This is a genomic window from Rathayibacter sp. AY1E2 (assembly GCF_002932325.1).
Lineage (GTDB): Bacteria > Actinomycetota > Actinomycetes > Actinomycetales > Microbacteriaceae > Rathayibacter.
Genome location: NZ_PSVO01000002.1, coordinates 182,404 through 204,447 on the forward strand (window position 1 = coordinate 182,404; position 22,044 = coordinate 204,447).

The following is a 22,044-nucleotide window of genomic DNA, read 5'->3' on the forward strand; positions in this document are numbered from 1 at the left end:
CTTCTGCACGCGGTGGGTCGAGGACGCCTAGGCGGTCGCGTCCGACTGCTCGGCCCGGCCCCGCTCGTCGACGCCCTCGCCCTCGACGAGGTACGACCAGACGCGGGCGGCGTACTCGTCCCAGGTGCCGCCGTCGATCGCGAGCGCCTCCGCCGAGAGCCGCGCGTGCAGCTCGTCGTCGGTCAGCAGCCGCTCGAGGGCCGCGGCGATGTCGTGGTCGTCGTGCGGATCGACGAACAGTGCGCCGCCCGAGGCGGAGACCTCGTGCATGCTGCCGAATCCGGAGGTCACGACCGGGGTGCCGACCGAGATCGACTCCACGATCGGGAGACCGTAGCCCTCGTTGATCGAGGGGAACACGGTGCACCGGGCCAGGCGGTAAGCGCTCCAGAGCAGCGCGTCGGTGATCTTGGAGAGCGAGCGGACCGGACGGCCCTGGCCCTCGAGGACCTCGAGTCGGTACTCGAACTCGGCGCTGCTCCAGGCGTTGCCGCCGATGAAGACCAGGCTGAAGCGCACGCCCCGGCGCCAGAGCAGCTCGGCGGCCTGGAGCACCGCCAGGTGGTTCTTCCGCGGCTCGTGGCTGCCGACGCAGACGACGAGCGGGAGGTCACCGGTCACCAGCGAGCGCGCGGCGGTGGCCAGCTCCTCGTCCGAGACGCTCTCCGGCTGCGAGGGCAGCAGGATCGGCCGGATGTCCGGCCCCTGCATCCCGACGCTGCCGAGCATGTGGCGCCAGCCGGAGTACTCGGTCGCGGCCGCCTCGGAGATGGTCGCGATGCGGTCCATGTGCGACACGGCGACGAGCGTGCGCGAGAAGGCGGCGCTGATGCCGGTGCTCGCCGTCTCGGCGGTGGTGACCGGCACGCAGTCGAAGCCGATGGTGCCCGTGCGGTTGCCGCTGAACTCGGCCAGAGCGGAGACGCGCGACGTCCGCTCGTCCTCCACGGCGAGCTCGGGCAGGAGGTAGGTGCCCTGCCACGGGACGATCACGCGGGAGCGGTCCTCCGCGGCGTCGGGCACGTCGCCCGAGACGGCGTTCCGGCTCTGCTCCGGGGTGAGCATGACGAGCGACTCGTGGGTCGAGTCCCAGCCGGCGAGCAGGATCTCGTGGTCGCGCGTCCAGCGGACGAGGCTCTGGCGCACCACGCGCTGGATGCCCGTGGCCAGTCCCGTGCGCGCGGTGTGGTGAACGTCGACGACGACCGCGCCGACGACCACCTCGACCTCGGGGTGGTGGAAGCGGGCGAAGACCCGGTTCGAGGCGATGGTGGACGCGGCGTGGGTGAGCAGACCGGCCGTGCCGTCCAGCCGGGCCCGGCGGCGGCCGTCGACGACGTCCTCCCGGCGCGGGAGCGTGCCGCGGAGGACGGCGAGCACCAGCCAGACCTCGCGGTCGGTGGGGGCGGGCAGCAGAACGCTCAGCTGTCCCGTGAGGGCGTCGACGCTGCCCAGCGGCTCCACGGCGGGGGCCAGGGTGCGCACCAGGGTGGCGAGACGGTCGACCAGGTACTGCTTAGAGCGCACGGGGCGCCTCCTCGTGCTCGATGAGGGCCGAGGGGCCGATCAGGGCGGCCCACAGCTCCCGGGCGTAGTCGTCCCAGGTGCGCTCGGGCCGCTCTGCCGCCTCGAGGCGGAGCTCGTCGACGAGCTCCGGCGACGTCAGCAGGCGGCGAATGCCGTCGGTGATCTCCTCGTCGGACTCCGGGTCGATCAGGACGCATCCGCCGTGCTCGGCGATCTGCGCCGTGCTGCCGTAGCGCGAGGTCAGCACGGGCAGCCCGATCGACAGCGCCTCGGCGACCGGCAGGCCGTACCCCTCGTGCAGCGACGGGAACGCCAGGAACAGCGCCTCCCGGTAGCTCGCGATCAGGACGTCGTCGTCGGCTCCGCGGAGCACCTCGACCGGGCGTCCGGCGGCGACCAGCTCGCGCACGCGGGGATCGAAGACCTGGTGCGCCCAGGGGTTGGCCCCGCCGATGAAGCGGACGCGGAAGCGCAGGCCCTCGCGCCAGAGGACCTCGGCGGCGTGCAGCACCGCGAGATGGTTCTTGCGGGGCTCCTGGCTGCCGACGCAGAGCACGAGCGGCAGGCCGGACGCGCTCCGCCCCTCGGAGCGCAGGCCGTCCGGGAGCTCCACGGGCAGCGGGACCGGGACGACGGTCGGGCCGGTGAGGCCCTGAGCGGGGAGCGCTCGCACGAAGCCCTCGAACTCCAGCGCGGCCGCGGCGCTCACCGTGGCGACGCGCTCGGCGTGCTTGACCACGGAGAGGAAGTTGACGAAGCGCACCGTCTCCTCCGGCGGCACCGTGTCGGCGCTGACGACGGGGATCGCGTCGTGGCCGAGGACGACGACCTCGTTGCCGGAGTACTCGGCGAGGGCCGCGAGGGGCCCGCACTGGTTGTAGTCGGGCACCGAGGGGATGACGACGACGCTGCGGTAGGGCACGACGAACTCGATGCGCTCCGGATCGCCGTGCTCCCAGTCGCGCCGCCCGGCGGAGGACCAGTCGACGACGCGCTCGTGCTCGATCGCGCTCAGGCGCCGGAAGGACATCGATCCGTGGACCCAGGCGACCGGGACGATCTCGTGCTCGGCGTCCCAGCGGGACACGGTCTGGCGCACGACCCGCTGGACGCCGGTGTTGTGCCCGTGGCGGGCGGGGAAGTCGACGTCGATCAGGACGGCCCCGGTGACGACCTCGACGCGGGCGTCCAGATCGGCGAACCCGGTCGCGGTGCGGGAGCCCGCCTCGAGGAAGATGCGCAGCGCCGCCTCCTCGGGGGCGAGCTCGAGGGCGCGGCGGAACCAGTCGAACAGCTCGCTCGTAGGATACGCGGCCGTGAACGACACCAGCGCGACCCAGGTCAGCTCGTCGTCCTGGCGCGAGCGGATCTCGCGGGCCACCTCGTCGAGGTACGGGCCGGGCCCGCGGGTGCGCAGCGAGGCGCGGCGCTCCTCGTCGAAGAGGAGCGCGCCGATCTGCTCCAGGCGCTGCAGCATCGCCTCCGTGCGGTGGGCGCGCGCGGCGGCCGAGCCGGCGGCCGCGGCCTGCGACCGGTCGCTCATCGCGCCCGGCCGTACAGGCGGCGCTTCACGAAGCGCGCGCTGTGGCCGACGGCGCCCGACAGCCCGAGCTGCTCGACGCGGATCTGGAAGGTGCGCACCAGGCGGAGCGGCTTCGTCACCCGCCAGGAGAGGGTGCGCTCGAAGCCGGAGGCGGTCACTCCGCCCACCTGGATCCGCTCGACCCACTCGTCGAAGGGGTCGTTGAGGAGGGAGTCGACCTGCGCGCGCAGGCGGGCGAGCTCCTCGTCCGGGGACTCGGGCTCGGCGAGACGGGGCTCGATGGGAGCCCCGGACGTGCGGGCGGGCTCGGCCGGGACGGCGGCGGGAGCGGCGTCGCCGACGGCCGACTCGAGGCTCGGGTCGGGCGCGGGAGGAGCGTCCTCGCCCGTGCCGCCGAGGACGGGGGCGGGGTCCCCAGCGCTCTGCGGCGCCGGGTCCAGGGGGACGTCGGAAGGCTGCGTGGGCATGGCGAACACCTCGTTCGTGTCGTTCAGTCGGCGAGCGGGAGCAAGACTACCCGCCATGCGCCGCGCACCGGCACGCCAGCCAGGGGGCTCCAGGGTGGGCCGCACGTATAATGATGCGGTCCGTCGCCCGGCGGAGGCCGAGAGCTTGGAGTTCCATGCCCAGCAAAGCTGTGGATCGCGCGCGCGCGATCGCCGACGAGCCGTTCCAGATCGCCGGCACCACGTCGGCCGTCGGCGGCGGCTCGGGCGGCTTCGTCGCCTCCCTCGCCGAGATCCTGCGGCACCGCGAGCTGCTCCGCCTGCTCGTGGGGCGCGAGCTGAAGTCGCGCTACAAGGACAGCAGCCTGGGCTTCGTCTGGAGCCTCGTCCGGCCGCTGATCATGCTCCTCATCTACTACGTGGCGATCGGCCAGATCCTCGGGGCCTCTCGCGGCGTCCCGAACTTCGCGATCTTCGTCTTCTCGGGGCTCACCCTCTGGGGCCTGTTCAGCGAGATCGTGACCGCGGGCACCACGTCGATCCTCGGCAACGGCGGACTGATCAAGAAGGTGTACCTGCCGCGGGAGATCTTCCCGGTGGCGGCCATCGGCTCGGCCCTGTTCAACTTCGGCGTGCAGTTCGTCGTCCTGATCGCGGGAGCCGTCCTCACGGGCTCGCTGATCTTCGGCGTCCAGCTCCTCTACATCGTGCCCGCGCTGGCGATCGTGCTCGTGTACGGCCTCGCGCTGGCCCTGGCCCTCTCGGCCCTCAACGTCTACCTCCGCGACGTCCAGTTCCTCGTCGAGGTCGGGCTGCAGATCTTCTTCTGGCTCTCCCCCATCGTCTACGCGTGGAACTTCGTCGTCGCCGCCTCCACAGGAGCGGGCCACGGCTGGGCCGAGCAGCTCTACCTCATCAACCCGATCTCGAACGCGATCCTCGCCTTCCAGCGCGCGATCTGGGGAGACGGCTCGCGCGTCAGCATCATCGACGGCAACGAGATCGCCCCCCAGGTGTGGCCGCCGGACATGGAGCTGCGCCTTCTCATCGTCCTCGTCGTCGGGCTGGTGTTCGTGTGGATCGGCCACCGGATCTTCCGCCGCCTCGAGGGCAACTTCGCCCAGGAGATCTGATCGTGACCCTCACCAGCAAGCAGGAGTCCGTGCCCGCCTCCTCCGGCACCCCGACCGTCGTCCGGGTGCGCAACGCCTCCAAGCGCTTCGTCATCCGCAAGGACAAGTCGTTCAAGGAGCGGATCGTCAACTTCGGCCGCGGGCGCAAGCACCGCGACGAGTTCTGGGCGCTCCGCGACGTCGACCTCGAGATCCCCCTGGGCTCGACCGTCGGCCTCATCGGCGCGAACGGCTCGGGCAAGAGCACGCTCCTCAAGCTCATCGGCGGCATCGTGCAGCCGACGACCGGCACCGTGGAGCGCCGCGGGCGCCTCGCCGCGCTCCTCGAGCTCGGAGCGGGCTTCCACCCCGACCTCACCGGGCGCGAGAACGTCTACCTCAACGGCGCGATCCTCGGACTCTCGCGCAGCGAGCTGGACAGCAAGTTCGACTCGATCGTCGACTTCTCCGAGATCGCCGAGTTCATCGACACCCAGGTCAAGTTCTACTCGTCGGGCATGTACGTGCGGCTCGCCTTCGCGATCGCGATCCACACCGATCCCGACCTGCTGCTGGTCGACGAGGTGCTCGCCGTCGGCGACGAGCCGTTCCAGCGCAAGTGCATGGACCGCATCCGCGCCTTCCAGCGCGCGGGCAAGACCATCGTGCTGGTCACCCACTCGCTCGAGCAGGTCGGCGAGCTCTGCGACCGCACCATCGTCCTCGAGAAGGGCACCGTCGTCTTCGACGGCGAGACCTCCGAGGGGCTCCAGGTCCTCCGCGAGAGCTTCGAGGACCGTCGGGCCGCCCGCCAGGAGCGCGAGGCCGAGGCCGCCGAGGCTGCGGACGAGCCCGCCCCCCAGCTCATCGAGATCCTGGGCTGCCGACTGCGCGGCGGATCCATCGAGCACGGCGGCACGGTGGTCCGCAGCGGCGAGACCCTCGAGTTCGACGTCACGGTGCGCACCAGCCGCCCGGTCGACGACTGGAACATCGGCATGGGCATCGACACGCCCCTCGGCCAGCGCGTCTTCGGGACGAACACCGAGCGCATCGGCACGCCGCTGAGCGCGGTCGACGGAGAGATGACGGTCACGTTCACCCTCCCCGATCTGCACCTCGGCGCCGGCAACTACGCCGTGCACGCCTCCTCGGCCACCTTCTCGCAGGGCGAGACCATGCGGATCCCGGTCGCCGCGACCTTCACGGTCGAGCGGGCCTCCGTGCACGACGGCGTCGTCGACATCGACTCCACCGTCCGCCTCAGCAGGCCGTGACCGCGCGGCGCCGCCGCCTCCTGGTCGACGCGACCGCCCTCGCGGCGCCGCGCCTGACCGGGGTCGGCCGCGTCCTGCTCGGCCTGCTGCACGCGCTGGACACCGACGCGACCGCCGCAGAGGTCGAGGTGCTCCTCGTCGTGCCGGCGAGCGAGGCGGGCTCGATCGAGCGCTTCGGCTTCCGTACGCTGCGCGTCCGACCGGTGCCGCTGCCCCGGCCGGTGTGGAGCGCACTGACCCGAGTGCCCGCGCCGGGGATCGACCTCCTGCTCGGCCGCGGCGCCTACTTCTTCCCGAACTTCCGGAGCTGGCCGCTCGCCCGCTCCCGCTCGCTCACCTTCGTGCACGACGTCTGCTTCGCTGTGATGCCCGAGCTCGTTCCGCGCGAGCGCCGAGAGCTGCTGTCGCGGTCCGTGCCCCGGTGGATCCGGCGCAGCGACCTGGTCCTGACCGGCACCCCGTCCTCCGCGGCCGAGGTCGAGAGCGCTCTGGGCGTCGATCCGGCGCGCGTCCGCGTGCTGCCGACCACGATCGACGCCGACCTCTTCCATGCCCGCGGCGAGGAGGAGGTGGCGCGGGTCCGCGCGGAGCACGGGCTCGGGTCCTACCTGCTCTTCGTCGGATCGATCGAGCGCCGCAAGAACCTCGTCACCCTGGTGGACGCGTACCGGCAGGCCGAGCGGCCGGAGAACCACACCCTGCTCCTGGTCGGCGGGGACGGCTGGGACAACGAGGACGTCCACTCCGCCGTCGCCCGCGCGGTCGCCGCAGGAGCCGACGTGCGCTTCGCCTCCTCCTACGTCGCCGACGAGGATCTGCCGGCCCTGCTCACGGGCGCCGACGCCGTCGCCATGGCCTCCTGGCACGAGGGCTTCGGCCTGCCCGCCCTCGAGGCCGTCGCCTGCGGCACTCCGGTGCTCGCGGCAGACATCCCCGGCCTCCGCGACGCGCTCGCCGGGCGGGAGTCCGCCGCCGTCTTCATCGACCCGGCGGACCGCACCGGGTGGTCGGCCGCGATCGGAGAGGCGCTGCGCCGTCCCCGGCGACTCGCACCGGAGCCCATCCCGGGGTGGGACCGCACCGCCCGGCGCCTGCTCGAGCTGGCCTTCGACGACCGCTGATCAGCGCCGGGTCGTGAACAGCAGCCAGCGCCCGGAGGCGGAGGCGACCTCGGGCTCGACGTCCCCCGTCGCCGCCTCGACGTAGGCCCGCCAGCCGTCGGGGTCGTCGGTGTAGCCGGCTGTGTCCACGTAGACGGCGCAGGCGCCGCTGCCCGCCACCGCGTCGGCGAACTCCGCGGGGTCGTCGACGTCGCCCCAGACGTCCCAGCCGTAGGTGCCCTCCACCGCCCCGTAGCTCCAGCGGAGCCGTCCCTCCTCGGTCGCAAGGTAGGGCAGCGCCTCGTCGTAGTCGGCGAGCGCTCCGATCCGCCCGCTGTCGGGGAAGCTCTTCAGGGGGAGCTCCACCACTCCGCAGCCGTCGTCCAGCTGCGCGTCGGCCTCCGACACGAACGAGCGCATCTCGGAGTCGTCGGTCGGAGCGATCGGCACCGCGGCCGATACTCCGGCCAGCTGATCGACCACGGCGACGGCGGCGAGCAGCGCCGCCACGAGGATCCGGACACCGCCACGGGCCGTGATCCGATCGAGCAGGAGCGCGAGCACGCCGAGGACGAGGACCGCGATGACGATCGACATCCGCGCCCACGCACGGATCGTCGGCCCCGCCACCAGCGAGACCACGACGCCCAGGCCCGTCACCGTGTAGAAGAGGAGCGCGGCCAGTGTCGCCACGGCGAGGACGCGCACGCGGGCGTCCGAGAAGAACCGGCCGACCGCGGTCGCACGGAGCGCCCGTCCGCCGCCGAGCGCGGTGATCGGGAGCGCCACGAGCGTGATCAGGAGCGCGACGCTGGCGAGGATCGAGAACCCGGGCGGCTCCGTCGTCGGCGCCACGCCGGACTGGCCCGCGTAGGTGTTCAGCAGGCCGTACCCCTGCGGCAGCCCGGTCCCCGACCAGGGCAGGCCCAGCAGCACGAGCTTGCCGGCGTAGGCCTCCGACTCCCCCACGGTCCGCGAGGTGAAGTACGGGCTGTAGCGCTCCCCGAAGTCGAGCGAGAGCAGCAGCAGCGAGAGCCCGACGAACACGCCGAGCGCGAGGATCGGCACCGACGAGACAGCGAGCACGCGCAGCCGCTCGCGGGAGAGGAGCCCGGCGGCCGTGCTCACCGCCCAGGTCGCTCCGAGGACCAGGACCGCGAAGACGTAGTAGTAGCCGCCCGTGCTCGCCACCAGGAGCCCGAGCACGACTCCCGGGACGACGGAGCGCAGTACGCGGCTCCTCCGCGTCGCGCCCCGCTCGGACCAGGCTCGGAGAGGATCGGTGCGCGGTCCGGCGACCATCAGCACCATCACGCCCAGGAGCGGGATCGCCCAGTAGTTGGCGAGGAACGCGTGGCCGAATCCGATCCGGAGGAAGTGGTACGGCAGCAGCGACAGCAGGACCGCGGAGAACGCCGCGACCCAGGGCCGCGTGCGGAGGGCGCGGAAGAACACGTAGCCGGTGACGGCGACCGTCGCGAACGTGCCCAGGTAGAAGACGTTCAGGAGCGTCGTCCCGTCGCGCACCACGAGGGCCAGGACCGACACGGCGAGGGCGGAGGCGACGTCGAACTGCGCGCTGAAGAAGGCGTTGAAGCCGTCGGGGAAGCCGAGCGCCGCGTTGCCGTCGAACGGGAACGCCTGCGTGGCGCTGGTGAAGAGCGTGTAGTGCAGGATCTGGTCGTCGCCGCCCACGGTCCAGCGGGCCGTCAGGTCCTGCGGCCCTATCCCGAGCGCGAGCACGGCGGCGACGACCGAGACGAGGGCGGCGACGAGGGCCCATCCGAGCTCGACGAGCGTCCGGCGCCGCCGACTCGCCGTCCGCGGGCCGCGCACGTCAGTAGCCGCGCTCACGGCGCTGCTCCTCCACGCTGGTCTGGACGATCCGGTTCAGCTCGGTCTCGCCGTCGGTGCCCGCGTAGTCGTAGATGTCGAACCCCCCGCAGGCGACGATATCGGAGGGAGCGCCGAGCGTCCCGCGCGCGAGCCCCGCCCAGTCGGGCGAGCGGTCGGCCAGGACGAAGCTGTACTGCCGGTCGCGGTAGTCGCTCAGGTTGTTCATCCACAGCTGCACCGTGAAGTCGAAGTTGACCTGCTGGACGTGCAGCGAGGCCGGCCCGTAGAGGTCCAGCGGCCGCGTGGACCAGAACGAGCCGACGCCCGCGAGCTCGCGGCCGTCGATCCAGCGCTCCAGGCAGTCGGCGTCCGGGTCCGATCGCGCCTCGGCCGCCGCGGAGGCGACCGCCGTTGTGGCCGGCACGGCGGCGACGACGAGGCCTGCGGCGGCCAGCGGAGCGACGACGCGGACGACCGGCGCCATCCGCGCGCCCGCAGCACGCCGGTGCGCCGCCGCGGCGCCGATCAGGGCGATCACGACCACGGTCGCGGTCACCGGGATCGGCATCAGGTAGCGGCTGACCGAGCTGCCGGTGAAGACCTGCACCACCAGGAGCACCGCCGTCTGCGCCGGCAGGAACGCGCACACCGCGAAGCGCGCACGGGCCGCCTCGTCGAGGGCGGCTCCCCGCGCCAGTCGGGCGGCACCGGCCACGACGACGGCGAGGGCCGCCAGCAGCAGCAGACCCAGCAGCGCCACCTCGAGCTTGCCGATCAGCGGCGCCTTCAGCACCAGGAACTGCACGATCAGGTCGTCCAGTGCCGTCCCGGCGAGCGGCAGCCGGAGGTACCCGCCGGCGTCGGTCCCGATCAGGAAGCCGAGCGGGACCCGCAGCGCGGCCCCGAGCGCGGCGGCCCCGAGGACCGTGCCCGCGACGATCAGCACCGCTCGGGGAGCAGCGAGAGCGAGCACCAGCAGCACGACGAGGACCACCAGCAGGGGGCCGACGAACTGCACGAGGAGGAGCGGATCGGAGAGGGTCGTCGCGGCGACGGCCGCTCCGACCAGGAGCAGCGGACGCGCGGCCGGACGGCGCTCGCGCAGCGCGCCCAGGGCGACGGCGAGCCCGGCGAGGCCTGTGAGCACCGCGCCGTAGTAGTAGGTCGTGAGGAGGAAGGTGGTCGCCAGGGCCCCCTCGTTGTTGAGCGCGCGGCCCTCCGTCAGGCAGAGCACCAGCAGCACGGCGATGCCGGCGAGCGCGGCCGCGGGCCGCAGCCGGCGGTGCCGGTCCGCGACGAGCCGTCGCGCGAGCATCCGGAGCACGCCGTAGAGGAGGACGACGTTGAGCACGGCGTTGACCGCGAGCGCCGCCGCGGGATCGCCACCGGTCAGCAGCCACGCGACGCCGAAGACGGGGAGCTCGGGGAAGAGGAAGAGCTGGCTCGTCATCACCCACGCCGCGGGGCGGCCCTCGGCGAAGGACTGCAGGATCAGCGGCAGCGCCAGCGAGTCGCCGTCGCGGAAGAGCAGCGGCCGCCACGGCGTGCCGACCATGAATCCGAGCACGAGCAGGGTCCCGCTGACGACGACGGCGAGGGCGGCGAGCTCGAGGAGGGCCCTCCGGGTCCGAGGGGATCCCGTCGGACCCGCCGTCACCGGTGCTTCCCGCCGAACCGGATGGCCAGGACGAGCAGGAGGTTCTTCAGGAGGGTGTCGCTCGGGATCTTGGAGTTGCCGACCGTGCGGTCGAGGAAGACGATCGGGATCTCCTTCACTCCGCGGGCCCGGCGCAGCGCCCGGTACTTGAGCACGATCTGGAAGCCGTAGCCGGCTGCGCGGATCGTCTCGAGGTGGAGGGTGCGCAGGAGGTCGGCGCTGAAGAGGTTGAAGCCGCCGGTCCAGTCGGTGATCTTCGAGCCGAGGAAGAGGCGCGTGTAGAGGTTGCCGCCACCGCTCAGCAGCTTGCGGTCGAGCGTCCAGTCGGGAGTGCCCCCGCCCGCGATGTAGCGGGAGGCGACCACGAAGTCGGCGCCCGCGCGCACCTCGCGGAGGAAGGCGTCGATGTAGTCCGGGTCGTGCGAGAGGTCGGCGTCCATCTGCAGCAGGTAGTCGTAGCGGCGCTCGGCCGCGAGGAGGTGCTGGAAGGCCCAGATGTACGCCGCGCCGAGCCCCTCCTTCTTCTCGCGCGAGAGCACGAGGACCTCGAAGGTGTCGGACCCGAGCTCGGCCGCGAGCTCGCGCGCGCGGTCCGCGGTGCCGTCGGGGGAGCTGTCGTCGATGACGGCGACGGTCACGTGGAAGTCGGGGTTGCGGGACGCCGCGAGCGCGACCCGCGGCAGCGCCGTCGCGATGTTCGCGACTTCGTTGTAGGTGGGGACGACGACGGCGAGGGAGCGCATGAGGCGGGGAGGATCCGTTCTTCCGGTGCACCGGCTGACCGGTGAGAGCCCTGCGAGTATAACGAGGCGGTGCTCGCGAGCCTCCGAGCGCGCCCCGCGGCCCGCCGCCCCGTCCGCGCACTCTCTCAGGAACATGGCACCGGCTGTTCGACCGCCCGGCAGGGGTCCACGGTTACGATGGACGACAGTGCACGGCGGTTCACCCCTTGTTCGCCTGCCCCGATGGACGCCCGTCGGAGCCCGACGGTCGGGCATCGACGCCAGAGGGGGACGGGAAAGAGCACCGCAGATGAAGAGACTCCTCGAATCGCAGAAGGTCCGCTTCCTCATCGCGGGCTGCACCAACACGGCGATCGACTTCCTCATCCTCAACACGCTCGTGCTCCTGCTCGGTCTGCCGACCCTCGTCGCCAACGTCTTCTCCGTCCTGGTCGGCATCACGATCTCGTACGCGCTGAACCACTTCTTCGTCTTCCGCCACCCGGGCAGGGTCTCGGTCGCCACGTTCGCGAAGTTCTTCCTCGTCACCGGGTTCAGCTCGCTGGTCCTGCAGTCGGCGATCATCTACGGCTTCGAGGTCTTCTTCGACACCCGCTTCGGCAACTCGCTGCTCTTCCTCCCCAGCTCCGGCGAGAACGCCTTCCTCGCGATCAACATCGCCAAGGCCGTCGCCGTCCTCGTGGGACTGGTGTGGAACTTCTGCATGTACAAGTTCGTCGTCTTCCGCCGTCCGGCGCACGATGCGCTGCCCGCGATCGAGACGGTCTCCCCCGCCGCCGTGGCCGTCAGCACCGAGCCCGTCGACATCGTCCGCTGAGGGCCGCAGGCTCCCGGGCCCCGCTCGAGCCGCGTGCTAGCCTCGTCGAGTTCTTCCGACGGGGCACTCCTCCCGTCGACGCCGCACCACCCGGAGGCTCCCATCGCCCGCTCGACGTTGCCCATCGCGGTCGTCGTCGTCACCCACTTCTCGGGTGAGGTCCTCCGCGCGTGCCTCGAGTCCGTGCCGGAGGCGACGGAGCACGACGTGCGCATCGTGGTGGTCGACAACCTGACAACGGACGACTCCGTCCGCAGCGTCGTCGAGCGCCTGCCCCACGTCGAGTTCCACGAGACCGGGCAGAACCTCGGCTACGGCCGGGCCGTCAACTACGCGGTCGACCGCCTCGGGCCCGAGGTCGAGTGGATCCTGGTGACCAACCCGGACACGGTCTTCCTCCCCGGCTCGATCGACGCCCTCTACGCCGCCGCGACGGCGGACGACCGGATCGGCTCGATCGGGCCGCGGATCCTCGACTCCGACGGCACGATCTACCCCTCCGCCCGCGCTCTGCCCTCGCTCGGCACGGGCGTCGGGCACGCCGTCTTCGCCCACGTCTGGCCCGGCAACCCGTGGTCGGCGACCTACCGGCGCTCGCGCGCGGTCGAGACCCTCCGCCACGGCCGGATGGAGGCGGGCTGGCTCTCCGGCGCCTGCGTGATGGTGCGCCGCACGGCCTTCGAGGAGATCGGCGGGTTCGACGACCGCTACTTCATGTACTTCGAGGACGTCCAGCTGGGCGACTCGCTCGGACAGCGCGGGTGGACCAACGTCTACCTCGCCGACGCGGTCGTCTCCCACCTCGGCGGGCACTCCACCCGCCTGGCCTCGGCGCGGATGCTCGCGGTCCACCACCGCAGCGCCTACCTCTACCTCGCGCAGAAGTACGGCGCCTGGTACCAGGCGCCGATCCGTGCGGCGGTGCGCGCCGGGCTGGGCGCCCGGGTCGCGCTGATGCGCCTGCGCTCGAAGAGCTGATCCGGTCCGGTCGGGCGTGCCGCCTGGCCGGCGCCGGGCGGCCCGTCCGACCGGATCGGCGGTCAGGACGCGGAGTCGAGCTCCGTGTAGAAGGCCCGCGCCTCGTCCCAGGTCGGCAGCAGGCCCTGCGCCTGGGCCTCGGCCAGCGTCGGTGCGTCGGTGTCCTTCGGTGAGAGGAGCAGCTCGCCGGCCTCCTCCGGGAAGCGCAGGCCGATCTGCTCGTCGAGCGGGTCGATCCCCTTCTCCCGCACCGGGTCGAAGGTGGCGTTCACGAGGTACGAGACCACGGCGCCCTCGGTCAGCGCCACGAAGGCGTGCGCGACCCCCTCGGCGATGTAGACGGAGCGGCGGTCGACGTCGTCGAGCAGGATCGACTCCCAGCGCCCGAAGGTCGGCGACCCGACGCGCACGTCGATCACGTAGTCGAGGACCGCGCCGGAGAAGCACGAGACGTACTTGGCCTGCGACGGCGGGATCTGCGCGAAGTGGATGCCGCGGACGGTGCCGCGCCGCGAGACGGAGGTGTTGCCCTGCCGCAGCGAGAGCGGGTGCCCGACCTTCTCGGCCAGGCGGTCGAAGCGGTAGAACTCGTAGAAGACCCCGCGATCGTCGGGGAACTGGCGCGGAGTCACTTCGTAGACGTCGGGGATGTCGAGCTCTCGGATCTGCACGGTCGCCAGTGTAACGACGGCGTGTCACGGGCCCGCGACGCCTCTCTGCGCCACCCGGCGGCGTGCCGGAGCGCCGACCGTCGGCCGACGGACCGCTCGGGCATGATGAGGAGGTGACCTTCCTCATCACGGGCGCCTCCGGCATGCTCGGCACCGACCTGCGCGCGGCCCTCGGCTCCCGCCCCAGCACCGCCCTCGGCCGCTCCGACCTCGACGTGACCGACCTCGACGCCGTGCGCGCCGCCGTCGCGGGACACGACGCCGTGGTGAACTGCGCCGCGTACACCCGCGTCGACGACGCCGAGACCGACGAGGAGGAGGCGCACCGCGTCAACGCCGTCGGAGCGCGCAACCTCGCCCTCGCCACCGCCGAGACGGGAGCCGCACTCGTGCAGGTCTCCACCGACTACGTCTTCGACGGCTCCGCGACGACCCCCTACTCCGAGAACCACCCCCGGAACCCGATCTCGGCCTACGGCCGCACGAAGGCCGAGGGCGAGCGCCTGGTGCTCGAGGCCAACCCGGAGCGCGGCTACGTCGTCCGCACGGCCTGGCTCTACGGCGAGCACGGCGGCAACTTCGCGAAGACGATGGTGCGACTGGCGGGCGCGCACGAGACGCTGACCGTGGTCGACGACCAGCACGGCCAGCCCACCTGGACCGCCGACCTCGCCGCGCGCCTGATCGAGCTGGTCGACGCGGAGGCCCCGGCCGGCGTCTACCACGGCACCAGCTCCGGCGAGACGACCTGGCTCGGCTTCGCCCGTGCCGTCTTCGCCAAGGCGGGCCTGGATCCCGAGCGCCTGCGCCCGACCGACAGCGGCTCGTTCGTCCGCCCCGCTCCGCGTCCGGCCTACTCGGTCCTCGGCCACGACGGCTGGAGCCGGGCGGGCCTGCCGCCGCTGCGCTCCTGGCAGGACGCGCTCGCCGCCGCACCCCTCGAGGCGGTGACCCCGTGACCACCACTCTCCGCGTCGTCGTCGACCAGATGCTCGCCCGCGTGCCCGGCGGCATCGGCCGCTACACCGAGGAGCTCACCCGCGAGCTGATCGCGACGGCTCCCCGCGACTGCGAGGTGGAGGCCGTCGTCTCCGCCCACCCGCCCGAGAAGGAGGAGGAGCTGCGCCTGCGCCTGCCCGGCCTCGCGCGCATCCACCGGCTGCCGCTCGGGCGCCGCGAGCTCTCGCGCGCCTGGCAGTACGGGATCGCCATCCCGGCCGGCGGCGGCATGATCCACGCCCCGAGCCTCTTCGCCCCGCTGCGCAGCCACGACGGGAGCGAGGGCGAGCAGATCGCCGTCACGATCCACGACACGGTGCCGTGGACGCATCCCGAGACCCTCACCCCCCACGGCGCGAAGTGGCACCGAGCGATGGCCAAGCGCGCCCGCAAGCACGCGGACGCCGTCGTCGTCCCCACTCACGCGGTCGCCCACCAGCTCTCCCAGCTGATGGACTTCGGCGATCGACTGCGCGTGATCGGCGGAGCCGTCGGCTCCGGCCTGGTCGTCCCGGAGGACGCCGACGAGCGCGCCACGGCGCTGGGCCTCCCCCCGGAGTACGTGCTGAGCGTCGGCACGCTGGAGCCGCGCAAGGGCCTGGTCTCGCTGATCGCGGCCTTCGGAGGAGCGTCCGCGCCGGCGATCCCGCTGCTCCTGGTCGGCCCGACCGGCTGGGGCGACCTGGACGTGGCCTCCGTCGCCGACGAGGAGGGCCTCGACGAGACGCGTGTGCGCGCCCTGGGAGTCCTCAGCGACGCCGACCTCGCCGTCGTCCTCTCCCGTGCCACGCTCTTCGTCTACCCGAGCATCGCCGAGGGCTTCGGCCTGCCCGTGCTCGAGGCGATGCACTTCGGAGTGCCGGTGGTGCACTCCGACGACCCCGCGCTGATGGAGGTCGCCGCGGACGCCGGCGTCGCCGTCGAGCGCGGCGACGCGAAGGACTATCCGGACCGCCTCGCCCTCGCCATGAGCAGCGTGCTCGCCGACACCGGTCTGCGCGAGCGGATGTCGGTGGCCGGCCGCGACCGCTCCCGCGCCTTCAGCTGGCGCGACTCCGCGGAGCGCGTCTGGGCGCTGCACGCCGACCTCTGAGGCGTGCGGCACCCGGCCGTCTACGGCGCGGAGTCGCCCGACAGTCCGGCACTCACCAGCGAGTGCACGACGTCGTAGTCCGGGTCCTCCGGGTCGACGGCCGGCGGGACCAGCTCGATCGGATCCACCGGCTGCGACTTCGTCTTGAGCCCCAGCTGCACGAAGTAGCCGAGCATCCCCTGCGGGACGTCCGTCTTGATGACCTGGGACCCGGCGGACGCGACGTCCTGGAACTTGGCGAGGACGTTGCCCGGCTCGAACTGGGCGAGCAGCGCCTCCTGCACCTGCCGCTGGCGCGCCATCCGGTCGTAGTCGCTCGTGGTGTAGCGCGAGCGGGCGTAGGCGAGCGCCTGCTCGCCGTTGAAGTGCCAGTGCCCGGGATCGATCCACTGGTTCACGCCCTGCATCACGCCGTCGGAGTCGGGCAGCCCGCCCAGGGGCAGCGGCTCGTCGGCCACGTAGTCGATGTCGATGCCGCCGAGCGCGTCGATCAGCTGGGCGAAGCCCTCCATGTCGATCAGCGCGTAGTACTGGATCCTCAGGTCGAGGATGCCCTCGACCGCGTCGCGCATCGCCTCGATGCCGGGCTCGCTGCCGTGGTCGACGGCGTCGGGGTAGAGCTCCGGGTGCTTCAGCTCGACCTCGGTGTAGACCGAGTTGAGCTTGCAGACGTCGACGGCGCAGTTGTCGGTGTCGTAGCCGTCGGGATAGAGCTCGTGCATCGGGCTGGTCTCGGGGAACGGGAAGTCGACGAACTCGCGCGAGACGCCGATGATCGAGGCCTTGCCGCTCGACGCGTCGATGCTGACCACCGAGATGCTGTCGGGGCGCAGACCGTCGCGGTCCTCCCCCGCGTCGCCGCCGAGGAGCATCACGTTGTAGCGGCCGTCGATCGGCTGCTCGATCGCTCCGCCGCCGAAGATCGACGACAGCGTCCCCCGGGTCACGCCGAGCAGGTAGGTGCCGTAGGCGGTGGTGCCGACCGAGACCGCCATCAGCGCGATCGTCGCGAACGCGAGCACGCCGCGCATCCGCGGGCGCACCCGGACGACGCGGATCAGGCGGAGGGTGTCGAGCGTCAGCACGGCCCAGACCACCCCGTAGACGACGAGCGCGGCCTGGAGCGCGAGCATCGAGACGTCGAAGGTCGCGAGCGTGTAGAGGCCGGTCGGGAAGACGAAGTAGAGGAGCACCGCGACCAGGAGGGCGACCCAGAGCCCGAGGGTGAAGCCGAGCCCCAGGCGCCCGAGCCGGCGGTTGCCCGCCAGGACCTGAGCGGACCCGGGCACCAGCAGGTTGACGATCAGCAGCCACCACGCCCGCCGCGTCATGAAGGCGCGGGAGGCGACGTCCGGGTGCCGCAGCGGCAGGGCGACGGCCGTCACAGGCCCGCCACCAGGGCGTCGTTCTTCGCGGCGACCTGCACCTCGAGGTCGGCGGCGAAGGCGTCGAGCGCTGCGGAGAGGGCGTCGTCCGCGGTCGCGAGGATCTTCACCGCGAGCAGTCCGGCGTTCCGCGCTCCGCCGATGGAGACGGTGGCGACGGGGACGCCCGCGGGCATCTGCACGATCGAGAGGAGGGAGTCGAGCCCGTCGAGGCGGGCGAGCGGGACCGGCACTCCGACGACGGGGAGCGAGGTCACGGCGGCGAGCATGCCGGGGAGGTGGGCGGCTCCGCCCGCTCCGGCGATGACGACCTTCAGGCCGCGGCCGCGGGCCTCGCGGCCGTACGCGATCATCGCCTCCGGTGTGCGGTGCGCGGAGACGACCCGGACCTCGTGCGCCACGCCGAACTCGGCGAGGACGGTGGACGCCGCCTGCATGACGGACCAGTCCGAGTCCGAGCCCATCACGACGCCGACGAGCGGCGCGGGCCCGTTCACGAGCGAGTCCGCGCTCACGAGAGGGCTCCGGCAGGGGTCGGGGAGGTCGGCAGGCTCGTCACGGCGACCATCGTACGGGTCAGTCCGTGAGAACGGCCGCCGCCGCGCGAGCCTCGTAGACCACGAGGTCGAGGTCGTCGCCGGTGGCGTTCACGTGCCCGACCTTGCGGCCCGGTCGCGGCTCCTTGCCGTAGTTGTGCACTTTCACGCCCGGGTGATCGGCGAGCACCCGCGGGTAGCGGTCGGTCAGCGACTCCCCCACCGGGCCGCCGAGCACGTTGACCATCACGGTCCACGGATCGCGGCAGCCCGTCGCGCCGAGCGGCAGGTCGAGGACCGCGCGCAGGTGCTGCTCGAACTGCGACGTGGTCGATCCGTCCATCGTCCAGTGGCCGCTGTTGTGCGGGCGCATGGCCAGCTCGTTGACCAGGATCCGGTCGTCCGTCGTCTCGAACAGCTCGACGGCCAGGACGCCGGTGACCCCGAGGCTGTCGGCGATCGTCTGCGCGATCTCGGCCGCGGCGGCCGCGAGCCGGCCGGCGGATGCGGGTGCCGGAGCGATCACCTCGGCGCAGACGCCGTCGCGCTGCACCGACTCCACCACCGGCCAGAGGGTGCTCTCGCCGGAGGGACGCCGGGCGACGAGCTGCGCGAGCTCGCGGCGGAAGCCCACCAGCTCCTCGACCAGGAGCGAGCCGCCCCGGCCGTCCTCGGCGAGGGCGGTGAACCAGTCGTCCGCCTCGTGGGCGCCGCGCACCACGCGCACGCCCTTGCCGTCGTAGCCGCCGCGCGCGGTCTTCACCACGGCGCTGCCGCCGTGCTCGGCCAGGAACTCCCCCAGCTCCTCGGCGGAGGAGACCTCGGCCCACTCGGGCACGGGCACGCCGAGCTCGGTCAGGCGGCGCCGCATCATCAGCTTGTCCTGGGCGAACAGCAGGGCGTCGGGGCCGGGGTGCACGGCGACGCCGCGGGCGACGAGCTCGCGGAGGATCGGCTGGGGAACGTGCTCGTGGTCGAACGTCACCACGTCCACGGTCTCGGCGAAGGCGAGCACGGTCGCCTCGTCGCGGTGGTCGCCGACCCGTGTCGCGGCGAGCCCCGCCGGGGCGCCCTCGCTCTCGGCGAGCACGGCGATCTCGATGCCGAGCTCCACCGCCGCGGGGATCATCATCCGGGCGAGCTGGCCGCCCCCGATCACGCCGACGCGCATGGCGCTCCTCCGTCTCCGCCCGCTGGCGCGGGGCGGCTCCATGCTACCGAGGCCCCGACGCGCTCACGCGGGCGGCGGCCACTCCGGCTCGAGAGCGGGAGCCGCGCCGATCGCCTCCCGCAGCAGGTCGGCCGTGAGCTCCGGATCCGGCAGGTCCCGCAGCACGAACACTTCGGCTCCCGCCTGCAGGATCCGGACGTCCCCGCACCGGGCGAGGCGCTGGCCGAGGGAGCGCTCGACCACGACCTCCATCCTCCGATCGAAGACCACCTCGGCCCGCCGGATCGACGCCACGCCCCGGCGCGCGCTGAGGCCGGAGGCGGTGACGCGGTAGCGCACGCTCGCCCAGCCCGCGATCCCGGGAGCGCAGAGGAGCAGCACCAGAAGTGCGGTGCCGAGCCCGATGATCCAGCGCTGCAGGGCGAGCTCGAACTGCGCGGCGAAGTAGAAGCCCGTCCAGGTGAGCAGGAGGAGGCCGACGACCGGTGCGACCGCCCGGCGGGCGCGCGGGGTCAGCCGCGCCAGCTCGCGGTCGGCGGGGTCGGTCCTGGCCATCAGGAGCGCAGATGCGTGACGTCGCCGGCCGTGAACGAGCGCAGCGCGCCGCCCTGCTCGAGCAGGAGCGAGCCGTCCGGGGCGAGTGCGGCGGCGGTCCCCTCCTCCTGCGTGCCGTCGGGCAGCTCGAGCCGGACGCGCGTGCCGAGGGTGCCGCAGGAGGCGCTGACGGCGGCGGCCGCTCCGGAGGCCTCGGCGTCGCCCTGGGCGAGCAGCGGAGCCAGCAGACCCTGGAATCCGGTCAGGAACGCGGCGAGCACCTCGTCGGCGCTCGTCGTCCGTGCTCCGGCGAGGGCGAGCGAGGTGGCGGTCGGGACCGGCAGCTCCGCCTCCGTCAGCAGCAGGTTCACGCCGGTGCCGACGACGACCCGCCCGTCCGGCAGGCGCTCGGCGAGGATCCCCGCGACCTTCCTGCCGTCGATCAGGACGTCGTTGGGCCACTTGACGGCGACGTCCCCGTCGACGAGGGGTGCGAGGGCCCGGGCGAGAGCGGCGCCGGCAACGAGCGGCAGCCAGCCGGAGGCCTCGGCGCCGAGGGCGGAGGCGTCGACCAGAGTCGAGGCCGCGAGCGTGCGGCCCGCGGGCGCCTGCCAGACGCGCCCCAGCCGGCCGCGCCCGGCTCGCTGGTCGCCGGTGGCGACGACGGAGAGGTGCGGCCACGCGGCGGGGTCGGCGGCCGCCCGCTCGCGGAGCTCGTCGTTCGTCGACCCCGCCGACTCGAGCGCGAGGACGCGGGGGGAGACGGCGGAGGAGAGCGGGAGGAGCATGCCGCCACGGTAGCGGCGGCTCCCGCGAGGCCGCTCCGAGCGCCGCGCGCGACGGCCCGCCCTTGTCCGGATCCTCCCGTCGGGAGCGGCCCTCCCTGTGCGAGTGCGACAAGAGGAGGCGTCCGCCCCGCCGGTAGGGTGAGCGGGTGACCGCGAACACCGAACGTCCCGCGCCCGATCTGTACACGACCGCGGGGAAGATCGCGGACCTCAGGAACCGCTACCACGAGGCCGTCACGGCCAGTGGCGAGGCGGCGATCGAGAAGCAGCACGCCAAGGGCAAGATGACCGCACGGGAGCGGATCGACACCCTCCTCGACCCGGGCTCGTTCGTCGAGCTGGACGAGTTCGTGCGCCACCGCACCCACGCCTTCGGCATGGAGAAGAAGCGCCCCTACGGCGACGCCGTCGTCACCGGGACCGGCACCATCCACGGCCGCCAGGTCGCCGTGTACTCGCAGGACTTCACGATCTTCGGCGGCTCGCTCGGCGAGGTGGCCGGCGAGAAGATCATCAAGGTGATGGACCTCGCCCTGAAGACCGGCGTCCCGATCATCGGCATCCTCGACTCCGGCGGAGCACGGATCCAGGAGGGCGTGGTCGCCCTCGGCAAGTACGGCGAGATCTTCCGCCGCAACACCGCGGCGAGCGGCGTGATCCCCCAGATCTCGATCATCTGCGGCCCGGCCGCGGGAGGCGCGGTTTACTCCCCCGCCCTGACCGACTTCGTGATCATGGTCGACAAGACCAGCCAGATGTTCGTCACCGGGCCCGACGTGATCAAGACCGTCACCGGCGAGGACGTCGGCATGGAGGAGCTCGGCGGTGCGCTGACCCACAACAAGATCTCGGGCGTCTCGCACTACCTCGCGAGCGACGAGAACGACGCGCTCGACTACGCGCGGACGCTCCTCTCCTTCCTCCCGGACAACAACCTGTCGCCGGTCCCCGTCTTCGAGACCGAGGTCGACCTCGAGACGACCGACGCGGACCGCTTCCTCGACACGGTCATCCCGGACAGCCCGAACCAGCCGTACGACATGCGCGCCGTCATCGAGCACATCGTCGACGAGGGCGACTTCCTCGAGGTGCAGCCGCTGTTCGCGCCGAACATCGTGATCGGCTTCGGCCGCGTCGAGGGCCGCTCCGTCGGCATCATCGCGAACCAGCCGAGCGCCATGGCGGGCACGCTGAACATCGAGGCGGGCGAGAAGGCGTCCCGCTTCGTCCGCTTCTGCGACGCCTTCTCGCTGCCGATCCTGACCCTGGTCGACGTCCCGGGCTACCTGCCCGGCACCGACCAGGAGTGGACCGGCGTCATCCGCCGCGGCGCGAAGCTGCTCTACGCCTACGCCGAGGCGACCGTGCCGCTGGTCACGGTGATCCTGCGCAAGGCCTACGGCGGCGCGTACATCGTGATGGGGTCCAAGCAGCTGGGAGCCGACATCAACCTCGCGTGGCCGACCGCCGAGATCGCCGTCATGGGCGGCCAGGGCGCGGTGAACATCCTCTACCGCAACGAGATCCGCAAGGCGGAGGAGGCCGGCGAGGACGTCGCAGCCGTCCGGACGCGCCTGGCGAACGAGTACACCTACAACGTCGCGAGCCCGTTCCTCGCGGCCGAGCGCGGCGAGCTCGACGGCGTGATCGAGCCCTCGGCGACGCGTGTCTCCGTCATCAAGGCGCTGCGTGCGCTGCGCACCAAGCGCGCCAACCTGCCCGCGAAGAAGCACGGCAACATCCCGCTCTGACCCGGCTCGCTCGGACGCCGCGGCAGGAGACGGGAGACCGTCCGTGCCGCGGCGTTCCGCTGCGACCGCCTCCTCACGGG

20 protein-coding genes are annotated in these 22,044 nt (G+C 72.6%); 8 read left to right on the forward strand and 12 right to left on the reverse strand.

What is annotated here, in order from left to right; all coding sequences use genetic code 11:
• Positions 1-27 precede the first annotated feature (27 nt).
• Genes C5C49_RS02895 through C5C49_RS02905 form a run of 3 tightly spaced genes read right to left on the reverse strand, consistent with a single transcriptional unit; the run spans position 28 to position 3,537 of the window.
• Positions 28-1,527: a glycosyltransferase family 1 protein gene (locus tag C5C49_RS02895; protein ID WP_104345373.1), complete on the reverse strand. Its 1,500-nt coding sequence runs from the start codon at positions 1,525-1,527 to the stop codon at positions 28-30.
• The gene (locus C5C49_RS02900) at positions 1,517-3,070 is read right to left on the reverse strand and encodes a glycosyltransferase (RefSeq protein WP_104345374.1); all 1,554 of its coding nucleotides are present in this window, start codon (positions 3,068-3,070) and stop codon (positions 1,517-1,519) included. Before C5C49_RS02900 ends, C5C49_RS02895 begins: the two co-directional genes overlap by 11 nt.
• On the reverse strand, positions 3,067-3,537 hold the full coding sequence (locus tag C5C49_RS02905) for a hypothetical protein (RefSeq protein ID WP_104345375.1): 471 nt from the start codon (positions 3,535-3,537) through the stop codon (positions 3,067-3,069). Before C5C49_RS02905 ends, C5C49_RS02900 begins: the two co-directional genes overlap by 4 nt.
• 155 nt (positions 3,538-3,692) lie before the next feature.
• Here C5C49_RS02905 and C5C49_RS02910 point away from each other — a divergent pair, with 155 nt between their 5' ends.
• The 3 genes from C5C49_RS02910 to C5C49_RS02920 are packed head-to-tail and all read left to right on the forward strand — an operon-like array spanning position 3,693 to position 7,026.
• The gene (locus C5C49_RS02910) at positions 3,693-4,649 is read left to right on the forward strand and encodes an ABC transporter permease (protein WP_104223153.1); all 957 of its coding nucleotides are present in this window, start codon (positions 3,693-3,695) and stop codon (positions 4,647-4,649) included.
• A 2-nt stretch (positions 4,650-4,651) separates the two neighbouring features.
• On the forward strand, positions 4,652-5,905 hold the full coding sequence (locus C5C49_RS02915) for an ABC transporter ATP-binding protein (protein WP_244229465.1): 1,254 nt from the start codon (positions 4,652-4,654) through the stop codon (positions 5,903-5,905).
• Positions 5,902-7,026, forward strand: coding sequence for a glycosyltransferase family 1 protein (locus C5C49_RS02920; RefSeq protein ID WP_104345376.1), 1,125 nt, complete (start codon positions 5,902-5,904; stop codon positions 7,024-7,026). Before C5C49_RS02915 ends, C5C49_RS02920 begins: the two co-directional genes overlap by 4 nt.
• Here the strand turns inward: C5C49_RS02920 and C5C49_RS02925 are convergent, their stop codons facing one another.
• Genes C5C49_RS02925 through C5C49_RS02935 form a run of 3 tightly spaced genes read right to left on the reverse strand, consistent with a single transcriptional unit; the run spans position 7,027 to position 11,241 of the window.
• Positions 7,027-8,859 (reverse strand): hypothetical protein, encoded by a 1,833-nt coding sequence (locus C5C49_RS02925; protein WP_146084825.1) that lies wholly within the window; start codon positions 8,857-8,859, stop codon positions 7,027-7,029. It lies immediately after the preceding gene.
• Complete coding sequence (locus C5C49_RS02930; protein WP_104345378.1) at positions 8,843-10,498, reverse strand: hypothetical protein; 1,656 nt, start codon at positions 10,496-10,498, stop codon at positions 8,843-8,845. Before C5C49_RS02930 ends, C5C49_RS02925 begins: the two co-directional genes overlap by 17 nt.
• A complete protein-coding gene (locus C5C49_RS02935) occupies positions 10,495-11,241 on the reverse strand; it encodes a polyprenol monophosphomannose synthase (RefSeq protein WP_104223157.1) in 747 nt (248 codons plus the stop codon). Before C5C49_RS02935 ends, C5C49_RS02930 begins: the two co-directional genes overlap by 4 nt.
• A 289-nt stretch (positions 11,242-11,530) precedes the next feature.
• On the opposite strand from C5C49_RS02935, the gene C5C49_RS02940 reads away from it, so the two are divergent.
• On the forward strand, positions 11,531-12,058 hold the full coding sequence (locus C5C49_RS02940) for a GtrA family protein (RefSeq protein WP_104223158.1): 528 nt from the start codon (positions 11,531-11,533) through the stop codon (positions 12,056-12,058).
• Positions 12,059-12,175: 117 nt separating this feature from the next.
• Entirely contained in the window at positions 12,176-13,036 is an 861-nt protein-coding gene (locus tag C5C49_RS02945; RefSeq protein WP_258061235.1) for a glycosyltransferase family 2 protein, read from the forward strand.
• A gap of 62 nt (positions 13,037-13,098) precedes the next feature.
• Here C5C49_RS02945 and C5C49_RS02950 read toward each other — a convergent pair whose 3' ends face one another.
• The gene (locus C5C49_RS02950; RefSeq protein WP_104329169.1) at positions 13,099-13,707 is read right to left on the reverse strand and encodes a dTDP-4-dehydrorhamnose 3,5-epimerase family protein; all 609 of its coding nucleotides are present in this window, start codon (positions 13,705-13,707) and stop codon (positions 13,099-13,101) included.
• Between the two features lie 113 nt (positions 13,708-13,820).
• Between C5C49_RS02950 and rfbD the strand changes: the two genes are divergently transcribed.
• On the forward strand, positions 13,821-14,666 hold the full coding sequence (rfbD, locus tag C5C49_RS02955; protein ID WP_104345379.1) for a dTDP-4-dehydrorhamnose reductase: 846 nt from the start codon (positions 13,821-13,823) through the stop codon (positions 14,664-14,666).
• On the forward strand, positions 14,663-15,799 hold the full coding sequence (locus tag C5C49_RS02960; protein ID WP_258068359.1) for a glycosyltransferase family 1 protein: 1,137 nt from the start codon (positions 14,663-14,665) through the stop codon (positions 15,797-15,799). The genes rfbD and C5C49_RS02960 overlap by 4 nt, the downstream gene beginning before the upstream one ends.
• 20 nt (positions 15,800-15,819) lie before the next feature.
• Here C5C49_RS02960 and C5C49_RS02965 read toward each other — a convergent pair whose 3' ends face one another.
• From C5C49_RS02965 to C5C49_RS02985, 5 genes are all read right to left on the reverse strand, one after another.
• Positions 15,820-17,184: an LCP family protein gene (locus C5C49_RS02965; protein ID WP_244230602.1), complete on the reverse strand. Its 1,365-nt coding sequence runs from the start codon at positions 17,182-17,184 to the stop codon at positions 15,820-15,822.
• The gene (purE, locus tag C5C49_RS02970) at positions 17,181-17,648 is read right to left on the reverse strand and encodes a 5-(carboxyamino)imidazole ribonucleotide mutase (protein ID WP_104225651.1); all 468 of its coding nucleotides are present in this window, start codon (positions 17,646-17,648) and stop codon (positions 17,181-17,183) included. Before purE ends, C5C49_RS02965 begins: the two co-directional genes overlap by 4 nt.
• Before the next feature lie 112 nt (positions 17,649-17,760).
• On the reverse strand, positions 17,761-18,891 hold the full coding sequence (locus tag C5C49_RS02975) for a 5-(carboxyamino)imidazole ribonucleotide synthase (protein ID WP_104345380.1): 1,131 nt from the start codon (positions 18,889-18,891) through the stop codon (positions 17,761-17,763).
• Positions 18,892-18,954: 63 nt separating this feature from the next.
• On the reverse strand, positions 18,955-19,446 hold the full coding sequence (locus tag C5C49_RS02980; protein ID WP_104246680.1) for a PH domain-containing protein: 492 nt from the start codon (positions 19,444-19,446) through the stop codon (positions 18,955-18,957).
• Positions 19,446-20,213: a biotin--[acetyl-CoA-carboxylase] ligase gene (locus C5C49_RS02985; protein WP_104256324.1), complete on the reverse strand. Its 768-nt coding sequence runs from the start codon at positions 20,211-20,213 to the stop codon at positions 19,446-19,448. Before C5C49_RS02985 ends, C5C49_RS02980 begins: the two co-directional genes overlap by 1 nt.
• A gap of 146 nt (positions 20,214-20,359) precedes the next feature.
• Here C5C49_RS02985 and C5C49_RS02990 point away from each other — a divergent pair, with 146 nt between their 5' ends.
• Positions 20,360-21,964 carry an acyl-CoA carboxylase subunit beta gene (locus C5C49_RS02990; RefSeq protein WP_104223164.1) on the forward strand — a complete coding sequence of 535 codons (1,605 nt, stop codon included), beginning with the start codon at positions 20,360-20,362 and terminating at the stop codon, positions 21,962-21,964.
• Positions 21,965-22,044 lie beyond the last annotated feature (80 nt).